Here is a 23,789-nt window from a genome sequence, read left to right as displayed (position 1 = left end):
AGTGAAGCAATTCCGCTTTGGAGGAACTGGTTTCGGCAGGGAAAATAAAATGATGTGGAGAGATGATATGAACAGAAAAATTTATGAATTTGATGCGGAGATTCAAAAAGTGCCGGATATAGACGGCGCATATGTAGAATTCCCTTATGATGTAAAAGCGGAGTTCGGAAAGGGAAGGGTTAAGGTTCATGAGGAATTCGATGGCCAACCGTATGACGGCAGTTTAGTGAGAATGAAGACGCCCTGTCATATTATCGGCATTCGCAAAGACATCCGTCAGATAATCGGAAAACAGCCGGGCGATATAATTCATGTTAAAATCTGCGAAAGAGAGTGAAGACGGCGGCAATGCAGTTTGACTGCCTGTACTGTAGTGTGATAAAATACAAGGTATGTATCGAGAAACCAGTTTGAGGAGTGCGGTATGGTAAAAAAGAAAGCAGGCATCGCTGTCTTGTTGATCGTTTTCATATTCGTGGCCTGTGGATGTGGAGAGAGTGATGAGTCCAAGGGAGCGAGCCGGAAATTTGGCTTTACTGCCATGGATATGACAGACCCGGCATTTCGCGTTGCAAAGAGCGAATTGGAGATGATTGTCAATGGGAATGGCGATGAATTGATCAGCGCAGATGGCAGGCTGGACAATGAGACACAGATACAGGCAATCGAAAAGATGATCGACCAGGGCATTGCAGTGCTGTTTCTAAACCCAGTGGATGCAGAGGCGATAGAACCAGCTTTGAAAAAATGCCGCGAAGCAGGAATCAAAGTCATATGCTTTGACTCAAAAGTCAAGGCCGATCAGTATATAGAGACGTTTGTCAGCGGCGACAACTATAAATTGGGTACCATGATTGGAGAGCGCATAAAAGAAGATTATCCGCAGGGCGCTGTTCTTGCCGTGTTTACAAATCCTTTGGCCAACTCAATTCAAGATCGAACCAGGGGGTTGGAAGAAGCGCTTGCAGGCAGCAACATCAAAATGATATATGGCGCCGATATCAGTACCTATGATGACGTACTCCCTGCCGGAGAAAAAATTATGAAGAAATATCCGCAGATCAATGTCATATGGGGCTTTAACGACGATCTTTGCCTGATGCTGCACAGCATGGTATTAGCACAGGGACGAGAAAATCAGATTGCTATTTATGGAACTGGCGGACAGGATTCTGCTATCAGAGCTATCCAAGAAGGAAAAGTGAAGGCCATCTCCGCCCAAAATTACGGTGACTGGGGAAAAATCTGCGGAGAACTATGTTACAAGATGCTGGCAGGAGATAAATTGAAACCCTCCTATTTTGTCGAGTCTTTTATCATTGATGAAAAGAATGTGAATGAATATGAAAACAACTAATCGCCGCTCAAGAAAAGTAAAGGTATTTGAATCTCTCTTCATTCTTATTTTGTGTATGATGATTGTCGCTGCGGTTTTAATGGTGCATCACGTAAAAGTAGAGATTGAATCGAATGGGATAGAAAGCGCTGAAACTGCGGTGCGAAAGGCGGAGAACCTTTTGACATCAGGCATTTTATCCGATAAGAGCGCCGTAACTCGCTTTGGCGACTATATCCAGTGGGATGACAAAGAAGATGCCGTCAAGACTATGAACTCGTTTATAAAAGAATACGACTTCTCTTATGCTATTTTTTTGGGTCCAAATGGACAGGGCTACGACCAGGATGGAAAACCGCAATCTGCAGAGTCTCTTCCTTTTCAAACCACAGATACGGAAGAAGGCGAACTTGGTTTTGTACCCTTTTATAAAGACAAAGAAGATACCTATATGACTGCCATAACCTATGCGATGGCAGAGAACGGTAAGGAGAAGGGCACCTTCTATGTGGGCGTGCAGGTGGAAAAATACAGTATCAGCGCAAGACTTGAAGCCTATGTGGAACAGGGCGTTACTTATATATTGGATACTTCCAATATGTCTATGATTGGAAGCACCCTCAATTGGGAGCAAAATGACATAGAGGAAACCGATTTGGATCAGTTTCTGAGAGATTTTCATCTGTCAGATGAGACTGCAGAAATCGATAAGAACATGAAACAGACGGAATCCTTTTATTTAGAGGCAAAAAAGGACGGCAGCTACCATTTTTACATGCCGGTGGAAGGATATCATGGATGGTATCTGTGCGGCTGCATTCCTTCCGATGTGATCAGCCACGAATCAGATAATGTGCTGTCTTTAATCAAAGCGATTATCATCTTGGCTATGATTTTATCAATCTTAATTATCACAGGTGCGATTTATATTTTATATAGACGCCGAAAGGCAGAACGAAATCAGGCAGAGAAAAACGAGCTTGAGAATGCCGTCTTCGACGCCCTTAGTGAGAAAAGTGATTCCGTATTGTGTATCTTTGATTTAGAACGGCATCAGCTGGAAAAAGTATTTCGCAATAGTAAAAGGATTTTGGGCAGAGACAGCGAAGAATACATACAGAACCCTCAGCTTCTCAAGGAGATTTGTGATCTGGCGTCTCCTCTGCTTTATGAAAGAATTATGGAGCGCCGCATCGATGCAGATGAATCCTGGCAGCTTCAATTGGTTCATGCCGTTACGGGCGAAACACGGGTCATCCGCTTTACGATTAAGTCAGACATCGTCATAGCCGGGAAGAAAAAATACATGTTTTACTGGGAAGATATCACGCAGAACGTACGCGTGCAGGAATCGCTGCGGTTGGCCGCTCATACTGCTGAACAAGCCAACAGGTCAAAATCAAAGTTTTTGTCAAATATGAGCCATGAAATCAGAACGCCGATGAACGCTATTTTAGGAATGATTGAAATCATGGAACGAAATCTGCAGAACCCGCTAAAAATTAAGGATTCCATCAGCAAGATTAAAATTTCCACCCTGCATCTTTTGAACATTATCAACGACATTTTGGATCTTTCCCGAATTGAAAGCGGCAAAATCACCTTAAACAATCAGAGCTTCTACTTATCTGATTTAATAGATAATGTTGTAAATATCATCAGGGTACAGGCCGATGGGAAAGGCCATGGTTTTGAGATTCATATCCACAAGCTTTGGAATGATACTTTGATCGGCGACTGGACCAGGTTAAATCAGATCTTAATCAACATTCTGAGCAATTCTGTGAAATATACGAAAGACGGCGGAAGGATTACTTTAGAAATTACCGAAAACCCCGGACAAAAGGACGGTTATGCAAACCTGACTTTCCTGATAAAAGATAACGGCATCGGTATGTCTAAAGAATTTATCGAAAGACATTTAGGCAATCCCTTCGAGCAGGAACAGACAGAGGAACACATCAAAGAGGGCGGCACAGGGTTAGGTTTATCCATCGTCTACAATATCGTTAAGATGATGAAGGGGACCATAACCATAGAAAGTGAAGTCGGTCTTGGGACAGAGGTTGCCATTCATCTGGACTTAAAAATAGATGACAGTGCGCCGCAGACGTGGATGGAACTACTGAAAGGCATGAGAATCCTTCTGGCGGACGGGGATGCTGTCGTCTGTGAGGATGCAGCATCTGTATTGGGTGCTGCAGACATAACCGTCGACTGGGCAGAGGATGGAAATACAGCCCTTGCTTTGCTGAAAAGAGGTTTTGCAGAAGGACGGAGCTATCAGGCTGTCATTGCAGATTGGAACTTGCCGGAACTGGATGGGGTCAATTTGATGAAGGAAATAGAGCAGCGTTTTGGCTCTGACTCTCCCCTGACTTTCATATCCGCCTACGACTGGTCGGAAATTATGGAAGGGGATCAGTTTGACGATGCGAAACATTTTATCAAAAAACCTCTCTTTCCCAGACGTCTTAACGCAGCTCTGGAGTCTGCCGGAACTGACGGATCGCTTGTAGAGGAGCATAGCGGTCAGACACGGGGAACAAAAGGATGGAGGCTTCTGCTTGTAGAGGATAATGACCTGAATCGAGAAATTGCAGCGGAGTTTCTGACAATGGGCGATATGGAATTCGACACAGCAGTGAACGGACAGATTGCTGTGGATCACTTCCTGGCTTCTGCGCCAGGAACCTACGACGCTATTTTGATGGATTTACAGATGCCTGTGAAAGATGGGCTGACGGCGACAAGAGAAATCAGAGCCAGTAACCATGAACAGGCCGAAACGATCCCCATTATTGCTATGACGGCAAACGCCTTCGAAGAGGACGTCAAAAGGTGTTTCAATGCAGGCATGAATGCACACCTGGCAAAACCGTTAGACTTAAAAAGAATGTTGGGAACGATAGAAGATGTTGTACGAAAAAACAGGGACGGAAGTAGGAAGTATGAAAAGGAATAACAGCGGATTTACATTAGCAGAATTATTGGTTGCAGTCGCTTTGATTGGCATCCTGGTTTCCGTCTCTCTCGTCATTTTTACTGGACGAACGGCAGAGGCAAAGGAGACCGTCTGCAAGAACAATAAGGCAAGTATGCAGCATGGAACGGTCATCGTTTCCATGACGGAACATGTGGACTGGGAAACCGAGTACGGTACAGGCGGATTAAACAGCGCTGCTTCAGAAAAAATCATTTCTTACCTGTTAGACGAAGGCTATATAGAGGAGTTTCGCTGTCCGTCAGGCGGCACGATTTACGCCGCAAAGGTAGAGTCGGACATGGTCACCTTTAAGTGTACCTATCACGACGATGGTATGGAACCGGGAGCGGAAAATGCCAATAACAAGGCTGCGAAGGATTTGGCGGATTCCGTATCCAAATACATGGAGAATGATTATACTGGCCACGAGAGCAACGACTTTATTCTCAATGAATACACGAAATCAGAAACCAGCAAGAACTATATTGTACCTGGTAAGACGAATGGAATTCTGACGGATTCGGTCATTGAGACGATATTGGAAAAGATGATAGAGCACGGATACTTAAAGGATAATGACAAAGAAAAGTATCGAAAAACGCTGCAGGATTACAGGGATACGACGTTTTACTTAGTGCCTTATGTGGTCAGCAGTGCAGAAGAGCAGAACAAAGTAATCACCTATTACACGACGAAAGAGCAGTACGATAAATACTTCGGCGCCGATGCGGCAGCTGGTCACAAGCACGGCGTTACCAGCTTAATTTGTTATAACGGCCAGTGGTATTTTGATATCGCGCATAAATTGAACAGTACTTACACGCCGTCCAACTTTTATCAGAAAGACAGCATTCAAGACTACTTGGATTCCTTAGTGAAATCAAATATTCTGCTGCCCCTTTGATATTCGTCATATGAGGTATTTTAATGAGACCATCTTCAGAAGGAAGATGGTCTTTTTGTGCGTAAAAACCTTGGAATTCATAATTTTATCGGCCGTTTGTGCCGGCGGCACGCCAAATCTATTTTTAGGTAAGATAAAATATAAACAGGCTAAGAACAAAATTAAATTAGGATGTGAAAAGGGTGAACGATTTTCAATTGTTGGCAGATGAACTCAGCAGTCTCAGAAACGAGGAAGATGGCAGACGTTTTATACAGGAAAATCATAGAGACGCACAGTTTCAATATTTTTTTGAATTCTTAAACCATAAAGCGGAGGAAAAAGGTCTTCCTTTAGCAAAGATTGTCGCGAACAGCAGGATAAACCGGAACTACGTTTATAACATTACCAGCGGCATCAAGAAGATGCCTGGCAGAGATAAAATCATCGCGCTCTGTATTGCAGCAGAGATGAGTTTTGATGAGCTCAACGAAGCTTTGATGCTGGGAGGCAAACAGACCATCAATCCTCATGACGCCAGGGATGTCTGGATTGTCATCTGCATCAACAGAAAGATCAGCGACGTACTGCGGGTAAATCTATTCTTGGAAGAGAAAAACTGTGCTCCGCTGAACATCTGATTTGTATTTCACGCGTGACTACGCGCGTAAAATAAATATTTTAATCAAGAAAGGAATGAGGGGATGAAAACAAAAATGAAAAAAACCGCTGTCGTGCTGATGTCATTGATCATGGTCATGTGTTACATGCCGATGATGGCTTTTGCGGAAACTGCCACAGATTGTGATGGCGGATCCGGTTGTAGCCACGAAGCTGCAATCGGTACAACGCATTATGATACGTTATCTGAGGCTGTATTAGCTGGTGGCGAAATTGTCTTGCTGAAAGACGTCACAAAAGACATTACTATTGAAGAAGGAAAAACCGTAACCATTGATTTGGCTGGTCACAATATTACAGGTAGTTCTAACCACACGATTATTAATCGAGGAACTTTAACTGTGAATGGAACTGGCAGCATAATTAATAACGTAGCGGGGAAAGCAGCAGTATTTAATGATAAAGCTGGCGTAGCTACACTTAATGGAGGAAAGTTCACCGGAAATACATGGTATGTCATAAAAAATATTGGAACAATGACCATTAATGGTGCAACAATCCAGCAAGACCACTCAGGATCAAGTGGAATTGATAACGGATTTGCGAACAGTGGGGAAACTTATTATGGCAATGCTCCGTGTAAGCTAACAATTCTCACTGGCACATTAAGTGGCGGAATGAATACCGTAAAAAATGATGATTATGGTATTCTTATTGTTGAGGACGGCTGTTTCTCAAATACCAGCGGACCGACCATTTTGAATTGGAACACGGCTTCGATTAAAGGTGGAACCTTTACAATATCTGATGAAAACGCATCTGGAGTACTTGCAAACGGTTATCTTGATGAGACTGCAGACAACGGACAATTTACAATCAGTGGCGGAGCCTTTACAGCTTACAACGGTACAGGTAATTTATTTGCTTTCGGCGTTGGCACCAAAAAGGGTGGTAAACTTGAGATTTCTGGAGGGAACTTTGCTGGAAGCGTAGCGGTTAATGACGAATATCCATGCAATCCTACAATCACTGGCGGTACCTTCTCTTCAAATCCAACAGATTATGTTCCAGCTGAAGGATATGCAAAGTACCTAAAAGGAAATGAATACATAGTATTAGCAGAAGGTGAACCGGCTCCTTCGCATTCTTCCGGTATGAATACGTGGACCAAGGATGCTGATGGAGTATATGTCGAGTCATCTGTTGCACCAACCCCAACGCCGACACCAACGCCGACACCGGATGACAACGTAACCAGCAACCCTGGTGACAAGACGACGACTGCAGACGTGGAGACCTCAACCGGCACAGACGGCAAGGCCACTGCCACGGTGGACAAGGCCACTGCTGACAAGATTGTCGACAAGGCAGTTGAAAACAAATCCGAACAGGTCATCGTCGATGCGACGACAAAGGGGGATGCCAAGACTGCGGAAGTCAGCCTGCCGGCAGAGACCGTCAAATCCATCGTCGAGAAGACTGACGCAGACGTGGTCATCAGGACCGACGCTGCGGAAGTGGTACTGGATCAGAAAGCGGCAGAAGCTGTGGCTGACCAGGCAAAGACGGGCAACGTCACCATCGTCGTCGACAAGGTCAAGGAAGACGACAGCCAGGTCCAGGTGGAGCTGAAGGTCGTCACAGACAATGGGAACGTCACCGACTTCAAGGGCGGCAGCGTGAAGGTGACGGTTGCACTTCCGGCAGCCCTGAAGGACAAGGAAGTCGTATGCGTATACATCGACGAGAAAGGCAACTATACGAAGGTAGCTGGAACTAAGAACGCTGACGGCACTTATACCTTCAACACAGGGCATTTCTCCGCTTATGCTATCATGACTGCTGAAGAAGCAGACAAGGTTATCAAAGCACAGGAAAAGGCGAAGAATGACAGACTGAAGGCAGGCGTGAAGGCCACGACGCTCAAGGCCTCTTCCACTGCGAAGAAGGGCTCCATCACCATCAAGTGGAAGAAGAGCTACGGATACAAGGTGGACTACTTCCAGGTGTTCAGGTCGACGAAGAAAAACAGCGGATATGGAACCAAGGCGTTCTATACCACAAAGAGCGGGACCCAGAAGACCTACAAGAACACGAAGCAGGTGAAGAAGGGCACGAGATACTACTACAAGGTGAGAGGCGTCAGAACGATCGACGGTGTAAAAGTTTATACCAAGTGGTCGAGCAAGGCGATCAGAACCGCTAAATAACTGAATAAAATACTACGCACATGTTTAAGGATGTTGTATTGCAGATGAAAAAACTGCAATGCGACATCCTTTTATGTTGGTACAGATGCTGCGATTGTTTGGGGTGAGATATACAGGGTGGGGGTATATGTCGGGCATTCTTTACAATAAGGTTAGGTTTTTTGATGCTGCCACAAAGGTTTCGCGTAACGCTGCGGCGGTATCAGACGCTATATCCCGAAATATGCCTTGAAATAAGACATGATTCCCTGCAGAATCCATGGATATGCTGTTTTCGGTTACTTTTATGGAGTGCGAACGGCTTTTGTGGCAGAGGAATTGATAGGAAAAGTAACCGGGATTAGATATACCCCCCTGTTGAAGCCTTCTGACAGTGATACGGTTACGCGACAATGTGCAGATGTGCCCAAAAAGCGTAACCTTATCGTAACAGGATGTTATCTCGGGACGTTTTCCTTTCGCTGCCTTAAGACATTACCATTTTTGAAGCATGCTTTCAGAATTATAATGCAAAAAACAACTTGTCATAGGGCGGCGACGCCTTTAAACTAATAGTAAATACTACGGCGACTGCAGAGAATACGCCGCAGAAATTGACGCCGTTTTGTTGTCCTCTTCCAATGCGGAAATGATATGGTTTTGCCGTATCACAATATCTATACGAATTCATATTTTTGTGATAAAATAATCGGTAATGTAAATAATATATTGGTCAGAGGTGTAATATGATTCAAGACTTAGGAGAAAAAAAATTGTACAACGAATTTGAAGAAATAGAGGCAGGAGAACAGGACAACGTCTTCTGCTTTGATGGAGATAAAATTCTGGTATCAAAGTCCCCGGACGGAACTTTGATTGTTCCAAAGGCAGTCGATTTTGCCGGACATAAGATGCAGTATCTGTTTCGTATCAATGAGGAACGATATTTTTTAATCGTGGAAAAAGTGGAGCCGCTTACAGAATATGAGTGGGAATCTACAAGAAATCTGCGAAAGTTTGAGTGGAAGGAATTGGCCTTTGCTGCTGCGACCTCATATCATCTCTATCAATGGTATCGAGACAACCAGTACTGCGGCAGATGCGGAGAGGAATTGGAACATGACCACACAGAGAGGATGCTGCGATGCAACGCCTGCGGAAATATGATCTTCCCAAAGATCGCACCGGCAGTCATCGTGGGCGTTATCGACGGAAACAAAATATTGCTTACAAAGTATAATGGCAGGGTATATAAAAAATACGCATTAATTGCAGGTTTTACAGAAATCGGCGAGACCGCTGAGGAAACCGTCGCCAGAGAGGTAATGGAAGAGGTGGGTCTGAAAGTAAAGAATATTCGATATTACAAAAGTCAGCCCTGGGGAACAGACTGTAACCTGCTACTAGGCTTTTTCTGCGATTTAGATGGAGATGATACCATTACCATGGACGAAAAAGAGTTGTCTACAGCCGAGTGGTTTGAGCGGGATGAGATGCCAGTTGATGACGATGGGTTCAGCCTGACCAGGGAAATGATGAGTATTTTTAAAAGAGGAGTGATGTAAGGATGTACGATATCGTAATTATTGGAGCAGGACCGGCAGGGCTTTCTGCCGCAATCTACGGGCAGCGTGCCGGAAAAGAAACGCTTTTGATAGACGCAAAAGGTTTTGGCGGCCAGATTATCAATACGCCAGATGTGGAAAACTACCCAGGCATTAAGAGAGTATCGGGACTGGAGCTCGCTACAAATCTCTATGAGCAGGCGACGGAACTGGGCGCTGAAATTGTATATGAAAAAGCTGTCGGCATTGAAGACGCTGGTCAATATAAAAAAGTAAAGACGGAAAGCGCAGTCTATGAGACGAAATCCGTTATTATTTCTACTGGCGCTAAGAACAGACCCATGGGCCTTGAGCAGGAAGAAAAATATACTGGTGCCGGCGTATCCTACTGTGCAACCTGCGACGGCGCTTTTTTCCGCGGACGTGACGTAGCGGTAATCGGCGGCGGCAATACTGCCTTGGAAGATGCGGAGGTTTTGTCCGGAATTGCGGATAAAGTTTATCTGGTTCATAGAAGGGATCAGTTCCGAGGCGAAGAGGCTAACGTCAAAAGGCTCCGCGAGAAGGAAAATGTAGAATTTGTTTTAGACAGCGTACCTGTGGAGCTGGTAGGCGACACGATGATCAGCGGATTGAAAGTAAAGAACGTCAAAACCGAGGAAACCATCACGCTTTTGGTTCAGGGGGTGTTTGTCGCAATCGGTCAGATGCCCGATAATCAGGATTTTGCTGACGTTGCCAGATTGGATGGCAAAGGATATGTAACGGCAGGGGAAGACTGCCTGACGGGAACGCCTGGTATTTTTACTGCCGGCGATTGCAGAACCAAAAAGGTAAGGCAGCTTGCAACTGCGGCAGCTGATGGAGCTGTAGCAGCGCTTGCGGCTGTAGAATATATTAACAACATAAACTAAGATAGATGGAGACGAAAATGGAACTTTCAAGGACTGATCAGATTCTCTGTGATTTGATCAAGATGAATACCATCAGCGGCGTTTACCCAGAGCGGCCATGTATAACGTATATTAAAAATCTGTTTGATGAGGCAGGCATAGAAAACAGAGTCATCGCGTTAGATGACCAAAGGCCGAATCTCTATGCCTGCATCCCTGCCGGGATTGCTTCAGACCACAAAAAACCACCAGTTCTCTTTTATGGCCATGTGGACGTGGTACCTGTGGATAATCAGGATTGGTCCAGTGATCCTTTTGGAGCGGAAATCAAAGACGGTTACATATGGGGAAGAGGCGCCATCGATATGAAAGGCGAGGTAGCCATGTTTATCGGACTGGCACTGCAGATGAAAGAATTAAATCTGCAACTACCTTTTGACGTAAGATTTCTTTTCGTCAGCGATGAAGAAGGAACGGGAAAATTTGGGGCGTCCTATCTGGTAGATCAGCATTCTGATATTTTTGCCGGCATAAAGTGGGCCTTCGGTGAGATTGGCGGCTTTACTTTTCATGTGGCAGGAAAGCAGATTTACCCTGTCATGGTAGCAGAAAAACAGTTTTCTCATATCAAAGTGACAGCAAAGGGTGAAGGAGGACATGGCTCTTTATCCCATCACAATACAGCGATGGAAAAGGCGGCCAGAGCCATCATCAAGCTGTCCACGGAAAGGCTGCCTGTGCGGATTACGCCGGCAGCAACTTTGATGATTGAGGGGTTTGCTGACATTATGGGAGGCATTCAGGGCAAAGTTCTCAGGCGGCTGTTAAAACCGGCTAAGACGGACAAGACTCTGAAGCTTTTGGGTTCTGCAGGGGAACTTTTTGATCCGCTGCTGCATAACAACGCCAACGTAACGATTGTCGGCGGCGGAAACGCCATCAATGTCATCCCTTCGGCCGTTTCCTTCGAATGCGATTTGCGTCTGGTGCCTGGCTGCACTATGGAAGAAGGGATTGCTGACGTACAGCATTTGATCGGGTCAGATTACGAAATCGAAGTGGTGGAATATAATCCCGGATCCAGTAAAATCGACATGAGTCTGTACAAAGTGATTTCGCAGACTTTGATAGAGAAAGAGGCCGAGGCTAAACCAGTTCCTTTTGTACTCAGCGGAGTGACGGACGGCAGATTTCTGTCGAAGCTGGGTATACAGACCTACGGATTTACGCCGATGAAGCTGCCAGAGGATTATAACTTTACAGCTTTGGCCCATGCTGCAGACGAGCGAATCCCAGTAGGTGCTACAGCCTTTGGAACGGAAATTTTGGTAAGACTCGTGAAGAATTTAGGCTTAGAATGAGCAGAAAAAATAGGAAAGTCATTATGGTAAACAATAGGAATAAGGGATTTACCCTGGCAGAATTACTGGTCGTAGTCGCCATCATCGCTATTTTAGTAGCAGTGTCGATTGTGATTTTTACTGGCAAACAGAAGGAGGCAAGGGCGACAGTCTGTGAGGCTAACAGAACTTCGCTGAAGCATCATCTGGCTGCTGACTATATGTCCGGAGATCTTGACCAGCTCAACCAGGACGTCTTAGATCAATACATAAAAACAGATGAGGCAGTTTGTCCATCAAAAGGGAAGTATACCTGTACCGGAAGCTTTGACAAGGGGTTTCAAATTAAATGCAGTTACCATGATGGTGATGGCAGTGGAGGCGATGGCGGATCCAAGTCGATCATCGACAATCTCATCGATGCGGTTGAAGACCTGATGGACAAAACTGGATTAACAAGTAATCGAAAAATTGTCGAAGCATTTTTTAATGATGATGAGTATCTGAAATTCGCAAAGGATGTGAATATGGCAGATTTGCTCAACGGCGTGGATTTGGATGCTTTGGCAAAGCAGATAAAGGATATGAATTCTGGTAAAGGCGGCGATGTGGAGAGTTTGAAAAAATCTCTTGAAGCGTATAAGAGTAAGAACTATAAAGTAGTTCCGTATTATTCTGAGGATGGTAAGACTGTGATCCCTTATTATGTAACGCAAACAGATTACGATACCATGAAAAAAGGCGGAGATAAAGAGACGTATCACAAATCAACCAGTGTCTGCTATGTAAAAGGAAACTGGTATTTCAGCAATAATACCAACAATAACGCTTCAAAGATTTCGCCGAGCTGGATGCCTTCTGTGAACACTGCTTTGAAGGAGGCGAAAGGCGGTAAAGTCAGTACGGAAGAGGCTATGAAAAAACAGGGCTGGATTAAGATCAAATAAAATAAACAGGAGTTATTACATTTTTTTCGTAATAACTCCTGTTTATTCGTCTTCGTCTTCTCTGATCACCCGCGGATAAGGTCTGGGATCATCGGTGAGATGATAGATGTAGTCGATGCTGGTTTCGTAAAGTCTCGAAAGAGCAATGGCCTGTTCCATGGTAGGGTAGCGTATGCCGTTCTCCATCTTTGAATAATCCGATTGATCAATGCCAGTTTTTGTTTCTACCCGCAGCTGAGTGAGTCCTTTTTTTGTACGAAGTTCTTTTAATCTGTTCTCATCCATAAAATCACTCCTTCTATATTTATTATGTCAAAATGACCTACAAAAAATAGGGGAATTTGCCATAATGCGACGTTGATAGGCATTTAAATTGCTGATTTTGCTGTAGACACCTAGTTTTACATGTGATTATGTCCAAGTCTTTTACACAGAAGAGGGCCTAAAATATATTAAGTTCCGGCAAAGGGTTCCGTCTAAAAGAGGGTGCGTGATCGGTTTCAAGTCTGATTGCTGTGAACAGAAAAACAAACCTTTCTGTTCTGAAAAAACCATTTCACCCAATATGGGTTTTATGGTATAATGGTTCTACAATCTTACGACGTTGTCGCAAGGTAAGAACCATTGAATCGTGACATGCGATTCTAAATTCAAAGGAATTGTCACGGTATAATGAACGCAGACGATCCTACAGCTTTGCTGTAAGGAAGCGTTCATTGAATCATGTGCCTCGATTCTATTTTCAGAGGAATGCACATGGTATAATTGTTCTACAATTTTACGATATATAAAGGAGAATAGAATGGAACCTAAGTATAAACGCGTTCTTCTAAAGATAAGCGGGGAAGCTCTCGCAGGTGAAGGTAAATTTGGAATCAACGAAGAAATGACGAAAACGGTTGCCAGACAGGTCAAAGAAATCCACGATCTCGGAGTAGAAGTTGCTATCGTAGTTGGCGGTGGTAACTTTTGGCGGGGCAGGACAAGCAAAGATATGGACAGAGCTACGGCAGACTACATGGGAATGCTGGCGACAGTAATGAACTCTTTGGCCCTGCAGGATGCTCTTCTAGCAGTGGGCATCAAGGCCAAAGTCCAAACTGCCATCGAAATGAGAGAAATTGCAGAACCTTATGCGAGAAGAAAGGCGATCAGCCAGCTTGAGCATAAAGATGTGGTCATCTTTGGGGCAGGAACAGGTAACCCGTTCTTTTCAACTGATACAGCTGCAGCCTTAAGAGCTGTAGAAATAGATGCAGATGTCATTCTGCTGGCAAAGAAGGTCGATGCAGTTTATTCCGATGATCCGGAAACAAACCCAGATGCGGTCAAGTTTGATGAACTGACCCACATGGAAGTGGTGGAGAAAGATTTGAAGGTGATGGATCTGACGGCAGCGACATTATGTAAAGATAACAACATAGCTATTCATGTTTTCGGCATTTCTGAAGAAGGAAATGTGCTGAAAGCTGTATATGGTGAGAAAATTGGTACGATAATTAAGTAGGAGGAGAAAACATGAGTCATTCACACAAAAGCTTAGAGGAGAGGATTACAAAGAGTCTTTCCGTATTAAAAGAGGACTTGAACACAGTCAGAGCAGGAAGAGCAAATCCGGCATTATTAGATAAGGTCATGGTAGACTATTATGGAAGCCCGACACCGCTTAAGAACCTTTCTAATATTTCCGTACCTGACCCTAGAACTTTGATGATAGCACCTTTTGATCCAAAGTCAATTGGCGACATCGAAAAGGCAATTAACGTCGCTGACATCGGTATCACCCCGTCCAATGATGGAAAGTGCATCAGATTGGGGATTCCGCAGTTGACAGAAGAGAGAAGAAAAGAACTGACGAAGACAACGAAGAAGATGGGCGAAGAAGCAAAAGTCGCTGTTAGAAATCTCAGAAGAGATGCCAATGACGCTCTCAAAAAACAAGAAAAAGACGGCGAACTGACAGAAGACGATCTGAAGAAGGAATTAGACAAAGTGCAGAAGACCGTAGAAAAAGCTGTAAAGGATATCGACGACATCGTTGCAGCAAAAGAAAAGGAAATTTTAGAAGTATAGTATTCAGCCCAGAGAGCCGCTGGCGGTTGGCGAGGCAGAATGAATTCTGAACTCCAAAAGTTTTGCTTAAAAAGGAGTTTGTCGTATAATTTCTATTAGTAATTGAACAAACTACAATCAAGGGGCTGTCTCAGTATTTGAGATAGCCCTCAAGTTATGAGGGACATATGATAGATAAAAATAGAATTCCGACCCACATAGCCATTATCATGGACGGCAATGGCAGGTGGGCAGCAAAGAGAGGCCTGCCGAAGATGGCGGGGCATAATGCGGGCATGCTCGCAATGAAGGAGATTGTCAAAGCCTCCGATATCCTTGGGGTGAAATACTTGACTGTCTACGCTTTTTCCACGGAGAACTGGAAAAGATCCCAAGACGAAGTAGGCGGCATTTTTAAGCTCGTAGTTAAATATGTAGACAGCGAATTAGCGGAACTGCATCAGAATAACGTGAAAGTAAAAATACTTGGGGACTACAGGGTAGTTCCTAAGGTAGCAGTAGATAGACTTGAAAAATCACTGGAGACCACCCGAAATAATACAGGACTCCAGTTTAATATAGCGCTCAATTATGGGAGCAGGGCAGAAATCGTCAGAGCTGTAAACAATATTAAAAGAGACGTGGAAACGGGTAGACTCACCGAGGACATTGAGATAACGGAAGAGATTATCAGCAGGTACTTGTATACCGGCGATGAGAACGGTAATATTCCAGACCCGGATTTGATTATCAGAACCAGCGGAGAAGAGCGTCTGTCTAATTTTATGTTGTGGCAGAGCGCTTACAGCGAATTTGAATTTACGGATGTTCTCTGGCCGGATTTTACGCCGCAGGAATACGAAAAGCTGATTGAACAATATCAGAAAAGAGATCGCAGGTTTGGGGGAAGGAAGTAAATAATATGAAGACGAGAATTATTTCAGGACTGTGTATGGTGCCGCTTCTGGTGTTAGTTTATCTGGGTGGCTACTGGCTGACAGCCATGTGTATCTTTGTAGGTTTAGTCGGCATCAGAGAATTCTTTAATGGCTTTAAAGCGATGGATATTCATCCTTCGGAACCCATTGCATATGTGAGCATGTTCGTGCTCTATATGATTAATGGCTTTTGGCCGCAGTATCACGAATTTATCTTGGCGTGGCTGGCTGCCAGCATCATGGCCAGCTCCATCTATATATTTAAGATTAACGAGAGAAAGTTAGAAGACGGTATGGCAACCATGTTAGGTATTATCTATGTGGTGTTTTTCTCTTACCATGTGGTATTGGTGGATCAGACACAGGAATACTCAATTTTAATCTGGCTAGTTCTTTTATCAGCGTTCTGTACCGATATTTTTGCATACTTTACTGGCTTTTTCCTGGGAAGACACAAGTTATGCCCAAATCTGAGCCCCAAAAAGACCATCGAGGGAGCAGTGGGAGGCACCATCGGCAGCGTCATCTGCTGCGGTTTATTTGGATATTTTGTCGTTCCGATGATTTGGCTACACTGTGTGATGATTGGTTTCATCGGCGCAATCCTTTCTCAGTGCGGAGATTTGACTGCATCTGCATATAAACGGAAAATGGGGATTAAAGATTATGGCAATCTGATACCTGGACACGGCGGCATCCTGGACCGTTTCGACAGCGTTCTGTTTACCGCCCCAGTGGTGTATTACTATATTGTAATCATCCTCTTATAATACAATTGAGATTACAATTCAACAGTTCCGACCTTGCGACAACGTCGTAAGATCGGAAGGAACTGTTATATCACGATTATACTTCTGTAAAATAGAACGAAAATCGTGATTCAATGAACGTAACCTTGCGACAATGTCGGAGGATCGGAGACGTTCATTATATCGTCATCATCCTTTGGTAATATAATGTAGATAATGATTCAGTGTTTCTGACCTTTCAGCGGTTCTAAAAAGATGCGTGAATTGAAATATTTAGGAGATAATAGATTTATGAAGAAAGTGGCCATACTCGGCAGTACAGGTTCTATCGGTACCCAGGCGTTGGATGTGATTAGAGCAAATAGGGATCGATTTAAAGTGACATCACTGACCTGCGGGAAAAACATCGAAGAATTGTCAAAACAGATAGAAGAATTTTCGCCCCGTTTGGTTGTGACGGCCGATGAGACAGATGCTTTGATATTGGCAAAGAGATATCCAAAGTTAGAGGTCATGTACGGTGAGACGGGACTGATTGCTGCTGCAGAGGATGATAGTGAAATTCTCCTCAATTCTTTGATGGGAATGCGTGGATTGGTGCCGACCTATCGAGGAATCCGGTCCGGCAAGGATATCGCATTGGCTAATAAAGAGACTTTGGTTGCAGGCGGAGAGTTGGTGATGGATGCGGTTCACAAGTCTGGCGTCAAGCTGCTTCCCGTAGACAGTGAACACAGCGCAATTTTTCAGTGTCTGCAGGGAAATCAGGGTAAGAGGATTAAAAGAATTTTGCTCACCGCTTCCGGCGGACCTTTTCGAGGATATAACCGAAAGCAGCTAGAAGAAGTGACGTTGGAACAGGCGTTAAAGCATCCGAAATGGACCATGGGCAGGAAGATTACCATAGATTCGGCAACCATGATGAACAAAGGATTAGAAGTGATTGAAGCTCGATGGCTGTTTGATGTGCCATTGACTGATATTCAGGTTCTCGTCCATCCTGAGTCCATCGTTCATTCGGCAGTCGAGTTTGAGGACACCTCTGTGATTGCACAGATGGGATTGCCCGATATGAGAATTCCTATCAGCGTCGCCCTAGGTTATCCAGAGAGGATTCCCTATGAAGGCAGAAGCTTAGACTTCTTTCAGGAAGGGGCAAATCTGACCTTTGAGGAACCGGATACAGACGTGTTCGGCTGTATCAAACTGGCCTATGCGGCGTCAGAAGCAGGGGGCAGCTATCCTGTAGTCATGAATGCGGCCAACGAGGTTTTGGTAGATCAATTTTTAAAGGGAAAAATTTCCTTTGTCGATATTGAAAAGAACATAGAAAAAATACTAGAACTTCACACGCCTTCATATAATTTAGGGTTAAATGATATTATCGAAATCGATCAAATAATACGTAAAGAGGTTATGGGATGACAATTGTTTATGCAATTATTTTATTTGTACTGTTAATTTTTCCACACGAGCTGGGCCACTTTGTGGTAGCAAAAGCGGTGGGTGTAAAGGTAAATGAGTTTGCTTTCGGTATGGGACCGGCAATCTATAAAAGGCAAAAAGGAGAGACCCTGTATGCGATCAGATTGGTTCCCATCGGAGGTTATTGCGCCATGGAAGCGGAGAATGAAGCCTCTGACGACGACAGAGCTTTTTGCAACAAACCTTGGTGGGCCAAGATTTCCGTTTTGCTGGCTGGCGCTGGAATGAATGTGCTTATCGCAATATTAGTGCTGTCTATCATCATGGGTTACGTCGGCAGTGCGACCACGTCTATTGACAAAGTACAAGATGCCAGCCCTGCGTATGAGGCGGGACTGGAAACAGGTGATAAGATTCTGGCCGTCAACGATACAGAGATCAACTCTTGGCAGGATCTGACTGCCGCTATTGGAAAATCAGAGAAATCACTGGCGATTACAGTGGATAGAAATGGCGAGGAACTGACACTTAACGCCAACCCGCAAAAGGGTGACGACGGCAGATATATAGTTGGTATTACGCCGGAGATCAGTCACAATGTCTTTACTGCTGCCAAAAATGGCGCAAAGGCAACCTGGAATATGACGGTTATGATGTTTGATATGCTCAAACAGCTGATAACGGGAGCAGTTCCTAGTTCTGAAATCGCTGGCCCGATTGGCATGGTGACCATGGTCAGTGAAACGACCAATTACGGAATATCCTATTTCGGATATCTGATTGCGCTGATGAGTTTGAATCTGGCAATCCTCAATCTTTTGCCTATACCTGCACTGGACGGAGGCCGTATTCTCTTTGTTTTCATCAGAATGATTACGGGCAGAATGATCAGCGACGACTTAGAAGGGAAAATCCACGCGGCAGGTATGGTTCTGCTGCTGGGGTTGATGGTATTTGCAACGTGGAATGATATAACGAGGTTATTTACATGAGTAAGCAAGTAAAGTGCAGAAATGTCTATATCGGAGGCGGCGCGCCGATATCCATCCAGTCTATGACCAATGTGGATTCGCGGAATGAAGAGGCGCTGCTGGCCCAGATTAACCAACTCACAAAAGCGGGCTGCGATATTGTAAGAATTGCAATTCCTGACATGGAAAGCGCCTGGACACTGCAGAAAATACGTTCCCAGGTGGAAATTCCTCTGGTAGCCGATATCCATTTTGATTATCGACTGGCAATCGCCGCCATGGAAGCCGGAGCAGATAAAATCAGAATCAATCCGGGAAATATCGGCAGCCGGGATCGGATCAAAGCTGTCGTGGACGCTGCCAGAGAGCGGAATATTCCCATCCGAATCGGCGTGAATTCCGGCTCTTTGGAGAAAGACATTCTTGATAAGAATGGCGGTGTTACTGCAGAGGGACTGGCCGAAAGTGCACTGCGTAATGTGCAGATTATTGAAGATATGGGTTATGATCATCTGGTGGTTTCCTTAAAATCATCAGATGTTTTGATGAATTACAAAGCACATAAGCTGGTGGCCGAAAAGACGGAGCATCCCTTACATATCGGCATCACAGAAGCGGGAACGCTGAAGAGGGGGAAAGTGAAATCTGCCATCGGCATCGGATCGTTGCTGCTGGAAGGAATTGGTGATACCATGAGAGTGTCCTTAACGGCAGATCCCGTAGAGGAAGTTTACTATGCACAGGAGATTTTAGAGGCGGCAGGCTGTCGAACGCCGAAGGTGGATTTGGTCTCTTGCCCGACTTGCGGAAGAACCAAAGTGGAATTGCAAGCGCTGACCGAAGAGGTGGAGCGGCGCTTATCTGCGGCTGACATAAGGCCGGGGCTGAAAGTGGCTGTTATGGGCTGCGTCGTAAATGGACCAGGAGAAGCAAAAGAAGCAGACTTTGGCGTAGCTGGAGGGACAGGCAAAGGCGTTATCTTCTCCAAGGGTGAAATAGTGAAGACGGTAGAAGAAAAAGACATTGTAGACGAATTGATGAATGCGATAGAGGGAAAATGAGAGAATTAATTGACAAACATATAAACTGGCAGGGAATCGGCAACCACGAAACTGGTGAATATCATTATGACATTACAGAGGCTGTGATTTCAAAAGAGACGGGAGTACTGACTATCAAACTACGGCTCAATTTTATCATGCCTTCCTTGGATATGGAGAAATTGCGAGGCATCATACTTCATTCCATCGATCATCTCAGCGATGTAAAATTTGAGTACATCTATGCTGATATGATTTTAGATGAGAAAGAGACTGTCAAGCTCTTCATACCGCATATGATTGAGATTATCAACGGAAAATATGCGGCCATTACAAAGACGATACAGACAGATAAGTTTACTTTTGATGGCGAGCATCTGAAGATTTACGCTTTAGGAAAGCTGTCTACAGAACAGCTCAACGAAAAAGTAGCCCATCTGTTCCAACAGTTACTAAACGATAATTTTGGCATCAACACCCAGGTTACATTCCTTAACGACGAAGAGGTTTACTCAAAAGCCGCTGAAAGCTGGAAAGCTTCTGAGGAGTCGGATATCAAAGCGTCCCTTGCAGCAGCCACAAGAGCTGCAGCAGAAGTACGCAAGAGCCAGCCGGACAAGCCGGCTTTTGACGGCGGAGGAAATAGCCAGGGCGGCGGATTTGGCGGCGGTCAGCAGAAGGGCGGCTGGAAACGAAGAGAAAAAGAGGCGCCGGCCGAAGGAAACCGCATTATGGGAAAAGATATCATGGGACAATCTGTATCACTTTCCAGTCTGTCCGCAGACTCAGGGGTGGTGATCGTCGAAGGTATTTTATTTAAGAAAGATTCAAGGCCGATTAAGAATGAAAAAAAGCTAGTGACTCTTTTGATAACCGACAAAAAGACATCTGTCTGTCTGAAGGCTTTTTGCTCTAATAATAAGTGGGACGAAATCGATTCTCTGCTGAAAAGCGGAGACTACATAAAAGTCCGCGGTGAGACGGAGTGGGATAGATATGACAACTGCCTCGTCGTCATGTTAAAGGATATCAATAAGAGCAAGATTAAAAAGAGAGAAGACACCTTTGAAGGCGGAAAACGAGTAGAGCTGCACGCTCATACGAAAATGAGCGCCATGGATGGATTGAACGAGGTGGAGAATCTGGTAAAGACGGCAGCCTATTGGGGGCAGCCAGCCGTTGCGATTACAGACCACGGTGTTGTACAGAGCTTCCCTGATGCCGCCAAGACGGCCAAAAAGCTTGCCGGCAATAAAGACAATCCGATTCATATCAATATCATTTACGGCATGGAAGGTTATGTCTTTGACGACAGCGACTGTCACAATGCTGACGGCACCATCGATTTTAAGAAGAAGCCGACCAATCACATAATCCTCTTGGCGCGGACGCAAGAGGGCCTGAAAAACATATACAAGCTGGTATCCTACTCTCATCTCAACTACTTTTATAAGAGACCGCGGCTGCCAAAATCTTTGATTGAAGAACATCGAGAGGGACTGATTATCGGCTCTGCCTGCGAAGCCGGCGAGGTTTACCGCGCTATTGCGGGAGGAAAGAGCCAGGAGGAAATTGAAGAGATTGCATCTTTTTACGACTATCTGGAGATTCAGCCTTTAATTAATAATCAGTTTATGATCGATAACGGTATGGTTTCAGGTAAAGAGGAACTGAAAGAACACAATCGGCAGATCGTCGCTTTGGCTGACAAAATGGGAAAACTTGTAGTTGCAACTACAGACGCGCATTATGATGAGCCGGAGTCGGCGATTTACAGGAATATTCTGATGGCTGGCATGGGCTTCAAGGATGCCGAAAACGGTCAGGGTCTGTATATGAGAACGACTGACGAGATGATGGAGGAATTCAGCTATTTAGGGGAAGAAACGGCTTATAAAGTCGTAATCGAAAACACCAACAAGATTGCAGATATGATTGATGAAGGAATTTTGCCGGTGCCAAAGGGAAAGTTCCCGCCTAAAATTCAAGGTGCGGAAGAAACTCTGCGTACGACCTGCATGGAAAAAGCCTACAGCATCTATGGGGATCCTCTGCCAGATCGGATTGGCGAACGTCTGGAGAAGGAACTAAGTTCCATCATCGACAACGGCTATGCAGTCATGTATGTTTCGGCGCAGATGCTGGTGCACAAATCCATGGAAGACGGTTATCTGGTAGGCTCCCGAGGTTCCGTAGGATCTTCCTTTGCAGCGACCATGGCAGGCATTACGGAAGTAAATCCGCTGGAACCCCACTATATCTGTCCGAACTGCAAAAAACTCATATGGGGAGACATGGAACTCTACGACTGCGGTATCGACATGCCGGAATTGGACTGCCCAGAATGCGCAACACCGATGCACCGAGACGGCTACACAATTCCATTCGCTACATTCCTAGGATTTAACGGCGATAAGGAGCCGGATATCGACTTGAACTTTGCCGGTGAATACCAGGCGACAGCACATAAATATGTTGGTGAAATCTTTGGGGAAAAGAACGTATTTAAAGCTGGCACGGTAGGCACTGTAGCGGATAAGACCGCGTATGGTTATGTCATGAAGTTTGCAGATGAGTTCAACCGGCCGATCAATAAATTTGAGGCGGACAGACTGACCCAGGGCTGCACGGGGGTCAAAAGAACGACAGGACAGCATCCGGGCGGCATTATCATCGTGCCGGATGACCATGAAATCTATGAATTCTGTCCGGTGCAGCACCCGGCCAACGACGTGAAGTCAGACATTATCACCACCCATTTCGACTATCATAAGATCGATGAGAACCTTTTGAAGCTGGATATCCTGGGACACAACATTCCTTCCATGATCAGACAGCTGCAGGATATGACAGGCATCGACCCCATGAAGGCTGACCTGACGGACAGGAAGGTGCTTTCGATTTTTAACGGAATAGAAGCCCTGGACATTAAAGATCCGGATTATAAATTTACCCATGGCTCATACGCCATCCCGGAATTCGGCACCGGTTTTGTAAGGCAGATGCTGGACGACACGAAACCTGACAAGTTTGCGGACCTGGTCCGTATATCCGGTTTCTCTCACGGTACAGACGTGTGGCTGAACAACGCCCAGGATTATATCCGATCCGGAGTCGCTACCATGAGAGAAGTGATCTCCACCCGAGACGACATTATGAACTACCTGATTCTGAAGGGGATTGAAAACAAAACTTCTTTCCAGATCATGGAGGACGTTCGTAAGAACAGGCCGCTGAAGGATGAGCAGCTGGCAGTGATGAAGGAACACGGCGTTCCTGACTGGTACATAGATTCCTGTATTAAAATCCAGTACATGTTCCCTCGTGCCCATGCGGTGGCTTATGTGATGATGTCTTTCCGTATGGCCTGGTATAAGGTATATTACCCAGTAGAATTCTATGCGACCTACTTTACCAGTACAGTGGCAAACTTTGATGCGGATACAATCCTCAAAGGCCCCCAGGCCTGTCTGGACCGCATCGAGATGATTAATGCCATGGGTAACAATGCGACAGCTAAAGAGCAGAGTGATATCTTGATCCTGGAAGTCGCTTACGAAATGTATTCCAGAGGTTACGAATTCGCAATGGCCCGACTGGGAAAATCCCAAGCGTTGAAGTTCTGGTCCGACGAAGGAAAAGTGCTCCTGCCATTCGTCGCCCTTGACGGCGTGGGAGATACAGCGGCAAAGGCCTTTGCCGACGCTTACGAGGAAAAACCATTTGGAACCATTGAAGAGGCAGTACATCGTTCTAAACTGAACAAAACCGCTGTGGAAGCGTTGCGAACACACGGTGTATTTGAAGGCCTGCCTGAAACGGACCAGTTATCGTTGTTTTAATTGAATGAGATA

Annotated in this window: 19 protein-coding genes; 18 read left to right on the top strand and 1 reads right to left on the bottom strand. The window is 45.0% G+C overall.

From position 1 onward, the window contains the following. Nucleotides 1-67: 67 nt before the first annotated feature. From BN6539_RS20940 to BN6539_RS20895, 10 genes are all read left to right on the top strand, one after another. Nucleotides 68-337 carry a DUF1905 domain-containing protein gene (locus BN6539_RS20940; protein ID WP_067542896.1) on the top strand — a complete coding sequence of 90 codons (270 nt, stop codon included), beginning with the start codon at nucleotides 68-70 and terminating at the stop codon, nucleotides 335-337. Between the two features lie 87 nt (nucleotides 338-424). Further along, nucleotides 425-1,357 (top strand): substrate-binding domain-containing protein, encoded by a 933-nt coding sequence (locus BN6539_RS20935; RefSeq protein WP_067542894.1) that lies wholly within the window; start codon nucleotides 425-427, stop codon nucleotides 1,355-1,357. After that, entirely contained in the window at nucleotides 1,344-4,301 is a 2,958-nt protein-coding gene (locus tag BN6539_RS20930) for a hybrid sensor histidine kinase/response regulator (protein WP_187375549.1), read from the top strand. The genes BN6539_RS20935 and BN6539_RS20930 overlap by 14 nt, the downstream gene beginning before the upstream one ends. Further along, on the top strand, nucleotides 4,288-5,226 hold the full coding sequence (locus BN6539_RS20925) for a type II secretion system protein (protein WP_067542888.1): 939 nt from the start codon (nucleotides 4,288-4,290) through the stop codon (nucleotides 5,224-5,226). Before BN6539_RS20930 ends, BN6539_RS20925 begins: the two co-directional genes overlap by 14 nt. Before the next feature lie 182 nt (nucleotides 5,227-5,408). Next, nucleotides 5,409-5,846 carry a hypothetical protein gene (locus BN6539_RS20920; protein WP_067542884.1) on the top strand — a complete coding sequence of 146 codons (438 nt, stop codon included), beginning with the start codon at nucleotides 5,409-5,411 and terminating at the stop codon, nucleotides 5,844-5,846. Between the two features lie 63 nt (nucleotides 5,847-5,909). Then, nucleotides 5,910-8,036, top strand: a complete 2,127-nt coding sequence (locus BN6539_RS20915; RefSeq protein WP_067542881.1) for a hypothetical protein — start codon at nucleotides 5,910-5,912, stop codon at nucleotides 8,034-8,036. 752 nt (nucleotides 8,037-8,788) lie between these two features. Then, on the top strand, nucleotides 8,789-9,580 hold the full coding sequence (gene nudC / locus BN6539_RS20910) for an NAD(+) diphosphatase (RefSeq protein WP_242869443.1): 792 nt from the start codon (nucleotides 8,789-8,791) through the stop codon (nucleotides 9,578-9,580). 2 nt (nucleotides 9,581-9,582) lie between these two features. Then, nucleotides 9,583-10,494 (top strand): thioredoxin-disulfide reductase, encoded by a 912-nt coding sequence (gene trxB, locus BN6539_RS20905; RefSeq protein ID WP_067542875.1) that lies wholly within the window; start codon nucleotides 9,583-9,585, stop codon nucleotides 10,492-10,494. A gap of 17 nt (nucleotides 10,495-10,511) precedes the next feature. Further along, nucleotides 10,512-11,834, top strand: a complete 1,323-nt coding sequence (locus BN6539_RS20900; RefSeq protein WP_187375547.1) for a M20/M25/M40 family metallo-hydrolase — start codon at nucleotides 10,512-10,514, stop codon at nucleotides 11,832-11,834. 23 nt (nucleotides 11,835-11,857) lie between these two features. After that, complete coding sequence (locus BN6539_RS20895; protein ID WP_067542869.1) at nucleotides 11,858-12,760, top strand: competence type IV pilus major pilin ComGC; 903 nt, start codon at nucleotides 11,858-11,860, stop codon at nucleotides 12,758-12,760. Between the two features lie 42 nt (nucleotides 12,761-12,802). On the opposite strand, the gene BN6539_RS20890 is transcribed toward BN6539_RS20895, so the two are convergent. Continuing rightward, the gene (locus BN6539_RS20890) at nucleotides 12,803-13,045 is read right to left on the bottom strand and encodes a helix-turn-helix domain-containing protein (RefSeq protein ID WP_067542866.1); all 243 of its coding nucleotides are present in this window, start codon (nucleotides 13,043-13,045) and stop codon (nucleotides 12,803-12,805) included. Nucleotides 13,046-13,562: 517 nt separating this feature from the next. On the opposite strand from BN6539_RS20890, the gene pyrH reads away from it, so the two are divergent. The 8 genes from pyrH (at nucleotide 13,563) to BN6539_RS20850 (ending at nucleotide 23,777) form a co-directional block, all read left to right on the top strand. Continuing rightward, on the top strand, nucleotides 13,563-14,267 hold the full coding sequence (gene pyrH / locus BN6539_RS20885; RefSeq protein ID WP_067542863.1) for a UMP kinase: 705 nt from the start codon (nucleotides 13,563-13,565) through the stop codon (nucleotides 14,265-14,267). An 11-nt stretch (nucleotides 14,268-14,278) separates the two neighbouring features. Further along, on the top strand, nucleotides 14,279-14,833 hold the full coding sequence (frr, locus tag BN6539_RS20880) for a ribosome recycling factor (protein ID WP_067542860.1): 555 nt from the start codon (nucleotides 14,279-14,281) through the stop codon (nucleotides 14,831-14,833). Between the two features lie 167 nt (nucleotides 14,834-15,000). Continuing rightward, a complete protein-coding gene (locus tag BN6539_RS20875) occupies nucleotides 15,001-15,729 on the top strand; it encodes an isoprenyl transferase (protein ID WP_067542857.1) in 729 nt (242 codons plus the stop codon). Between the two features lie 5 nt (nucleotides 15,730-15,734). After that, complete coding sequence (locus BN6539_RS20870; RefSeq protein ID WP_067542854.1) at nucleotides 15,735-16,520, top strand: phosphatidate cytidylyltransferase; 786 nt, start codon at nucleotides 15,735-15,737, stop codon at nucleotides 16,518-16,520. A 270-nt stretch (nucleotides 16,521-16,790) separates the two neighbouring features. Then, nucleotides 16,791-17,924, top strand: a complete 1,134-nt coding sequence (locus BN6539_RS20865; RefSeq protein WP_067542851.1) for a 1-deoxy-D-xylulose-5-phosphate reductoisomerase — start codon at nucleotides 16,791-16,793, stop codon at nucleotides 17,922-17,924. Further along, nucleotides 17,921-18,916: an RIP metalloprotease RseP gene (rseP, locus tag BN6539_RS20860; protein ID WP_067542848.1), complete on the top strand. Its 996-nt coding sequence runs from the start codon at nucleotides 17,921-17,923 to the stop codon at nucleotides 18,914-18,916. Before BN6539_RS20865 ends, rseP begins: the two co-directional genes overlap by 4 nt. Then, the gene (gene ispG / locus BN6539_RS20855; RefSeq protein ID WP_067542845.1) at nucleotides 18,913-19,956 is read left to right on the top strand and encodes a flavodoxin-dependent (E)-4-hydroxy-3-methylbut-2-enyl-diphosphate synthase; all 1,044 of its coding nucleotides are present in this window, start codon (nucleotides 18,913-18,915) and stop codon (nucleotides 19,954-19,956) included. The genes rseP and ispG overlap by 4 nt, the downstream gene beginning before the upstream one ends. Continuing rightward, nucleotides 19,953-23,777 (top strand): PolC-type DNA polymerase III, encoded by a 3,825-nt coding sequence (locus BN6539_RS20850; RefSeq protein ID WP_067542842.1) that lies wholly within the window; start codon nucleotides 19,953-19,955, stop codon nucleotides 23,775-23,777. The genes ispG and BN6539_RS20850 overlap by 4 nt, the downstream gene beginning before the upstream one ends. The last annotated feature ends 12 nt before the right edge of the window (nucleotides 23,778-23,789 follow it).

Origin of the sequence: Emergencia timonensis, assembly GCF_900086585.1 — a bacterium.
Taxonomy (GTDB): Bacteria; Bacillota; Clostridia; order Peptostreptococcales; family Anaerovoracaceae; genus Senimuribacter; species Senimuribacter timonensis.
This window is presented reverse-complemented; position numbering and strand designations above follow the sequence as displayed.

Excerpts from the sequence above, each read along its gene's own strand:
- BN6539_RS20940 (WP_067542896.1), top strand. The coding sequence starts at position 68 with ATGAACAGAAAAATTTATGAATTTGATGCGGAGATTCAAAAAGTGCCG.
- BN6539_RS20935 (WP_067542894.1), top strand. The coding sequence starts at position 425 with ATGGTAAAAAAGAAAGCAGGCATCGCTGTCTTGTTGATCGTTTTCATA.
- BN6539_RS20930 (WP_187375549.1), top strand. The coding sequence starts at position 1,344 with ATGAAAACAACTAATCGCCGCTCAAGAAAAGTAAAGGTATTTGAATCT.
- BN6539_RS20925 (WP_067542888.1), top strand. The coding sequence starts at position 4,288 with ATGAAAAGGAATAACAGCGGATTTACATTAGCAGAATTATTGGTTGCA.
- BN6539_RS20915 (WP_067542881.1), top strand. The coding sequence starts at position 5,910 with ATGAAAACAAAAATGAAAAAAACCGCTGTCGTGCTGATGTCATTGATC.
- trxB (WP_067542875.1), top strand. The coding sequence starts at position 9,583 with ATGTACGATATCGTAATTATTGGAGCAGGACCGGCAGGGCTTTCTGCC.
- BN6539_RS20900 (WP_187375547.1), top strand. The coding sequence starts at position 10,512 with ATGGAACTTTCAAGGACTGATCAGATTCTCTGTGATTTGATCAAGATG.
- BN6539_RS20895 (WP_067542869.1), top strand. The coding sequence starts at position 11,858 with ATGGTAAACAATAGGAATAAGGGATTTACCCTGGCAGAATTACTGGTC.
- BN6539_RS20890 (WP_067542866.1), bottom strand. The coding sequence starts at position 13,045 with ATGGATGAGAACAGATTAAAAGAACTTCGTACAAAAAAAGGACTCACT.
- pyrH (WP_067542863.1), top strand. The coding sequence starts at position 13,563 with ATGGAACCTAAGTATAAACGCGTTCTTCTAAAGATAAGCGGGGAAGCT.
- frr (WP_067542860.1), top strand. The coding sequence starts at position 14,279 with ATGAGTCATTCACACAAAAGCTTAGAGGAGAGGATTACAAAGAGTCTT.
- BN6539_RS20875 (WP_067542857.1), top strand. The coding sequence starts at position 15,001 with ATGATAGATAAAAATAGAATTCCGACCCACATAGCCATTATCATGGAC.
- BN6539_RS20870 (WP_067542854.1), top strand. The coding sequence starts at position 15,735 with ATGAAGACGAGAATTATTTCAGGACTGTGTATGGTGCCGCTTCTGGTG.
- BN6539_RS20865 (WP_067542851.1), top strand. The coding sequence starts at position 16,791 with ATGAAGAAAGTGGCCATACTCGGCAGTACAGGTTCTATCGGTACCCAG.
- rseP (WP_067542848.1), top strand. The coding sequence starts at position 17,921 with ATGACAATTGTTTATGCAATTATTTTATTTGTACTGTTAATTTTTCCA.
- ispG (WP_067542845.1), top strand. The coding sequence starts at position 18,913 with ATGAGTAAGCAAGTAAAGTGCAGAAATGTCTATATCGGAGGCGGCGCG.
- BN6539_RS20850 (WP_067542842.1), top strand. The coding sequence starts at position 19,953 with ATGAGAGAATTAATTGACAAACATATAAACTGGCAGGGAATCGGCAAC.